Genomic DNA, 1,465 nt, shown 5'->3' with positions numbered 1-1,465 from the left:
TAAAGCTAATAAGTTTAGCACTTGTCGTTTTAATTTTTCCAAATAGTTATACTGTATTTTGGTATTTAGATATCGTTATTTGGTACTTTTTTTTAATTTATTCATTCTTTCTCATGTTGCATACACGCAGTTTAATAAACATGTCCATTTACGCACTACATTTTATAATAAAAACCAAAAGTAAAATTTAAAAGCGCTTGATATTCAACTAGGTAGGTATCAAAATGAAAAAAAATAAAAAATACGTATTGACTTTAAAGAAAAGTTCGTTTAGAAAGGTCGACAAGTGCTCAAAACACTTAATCGTAAGCGGATAAATCACGATAAGGTTTTTCCCATTTCTTTAAATACTGGCTGTCTTTTATGTTATGATTAGCATATAATGATTGTGTCGGGTGTGGTCACACCATACAATACTCTTTATGAGAAAAGTGTGACGACGGACTTACGACCGTGTTTTGAACACCCGGCGCCCTTTTAGGGTTGTCAATTCAAAACTATATTTTCGTAAGGATTACTAGCATGAACGCTACAGTTAAAAATCAAAAAACATCTCCAAAATATGAACTTACTAATGAAAACCGCGTTGTTAACGGTGTGACTTTACACCGCATTAAAGCTTTAAAAGACTTTGCTGATGTTAAGATGGGGGATTTAGGTGGTTTTATTGAAAATGAAGATAACCTCTCTCATGATGGCAATTGCTGGGTTTATGATGATGCTATGGTTATTCAAGCAAGCGTTTCCGAAAATGCCAAAATACGCAATAAAGCCTGCGTTGTGAATTGGGCTAGGGTTTATGGTAATGCCGTGATTAGTGATCAGGCATGGGTTTTGAATGATAAGGCACATGTTTATGACAATGCAGTCATTAATGGCAATGCAAAAATTGGAGGCTATGTTTTTGGCAATGCCGTTGTGAGTGATAATGCCGTTATTACAGAGGGGGCTCTTATTTACGATAATGCCCGTGTTTATGAAAATGCGTATGTGAGTGGCAAGGCACAAATTTGTCAATTTACAACAATTTATGGCAATGCTGTGCTTAAAGAAAATAAGAAATTTTCTGAAGATGTCTGTGGTGTTGATAAAGCAGCGTAAATAAAATAACGGCGGTGCGGGGGCGCCTGCTTTAAAATAGAAAAAAGAAAGCCATGTCATTTGCGTGATGTGGCTTTATGTTTATCAAAAGATAAAAAAACATAATTTTATATGTTAAAAAATAATAATATCCTTTTGAAATAATTGAAAAAATATGCAAATCATGCTAGGATTTTGTATGTATTAAAATACAAGTTTAAGGTAAAAAAACATGCTAAATAAAGTGACATTAATCGGACGCCTTGGTGCTAACCCCGAAAGCAAAACAATGAATTCTGGAACAGAAGTAGTCAATTTTCGTATGGCAACTTCTGAAAGCTATACGGATAAAAATACTCATCAAAAAGTAGAGAAAACTGAATGG

At 33.8% G+C, this 1,465-nt stretch carries 2 protein-coding genes and 1 pseudogene; all 3 read left to right on the top strand.

The window, feature by feature from the left end:
• Positions 1–191 (top strand): annotated as a pseudogene (locus ACFING_RS09750) (hypothetical protein); the annotation flags it as partial.
• Positions 192–522: 331 nt separating this feature from the next.
• The gene (locus ACFING_RS09745) at positions 523–1,101 is read left to right on the top strand and encodes a hypothetical protein (protein WP_375630760.1); all 579 of its coding nucleotides are present in this window, start codon (positions 523–525) and stop codon (positions 1,099–1,101) included.
• 211 nt (positions 1,102–1,312) lie between these two features.
• On the top strand, positions 1,313–1,465 hold a 153-nt coding region (gene ssb, locus ACFING_RS09740; RefSeq protein ID WP_375630762.1), incomplete at its 3' end, for a single-stranded DNA-binding protein.

The organism is Bartonella sp. AP150HLJHH, from assembly GCF_042196385.1.
Classification (GTDB): domain Bacteria; phylum Pseudomonadota; class Alphaproteobacteria; order Rhizobiales; family Rhizobiaceae; genus Bartonella.
Note: the sequence above shows the minus strand (reverse complement) of the source record. Positions and strands in the feature narration are given on the sequence as shown.

Bases quoted from the DNA above. Each gene is read 5' to 3' on its own strand.
- ACFING_RS09745 (WP_375630760.1), top strand. From the start codon at position 523: ATGAACGCTACAGTTAAAAATCAAAAAACATCTCCAAAATATGAACTT.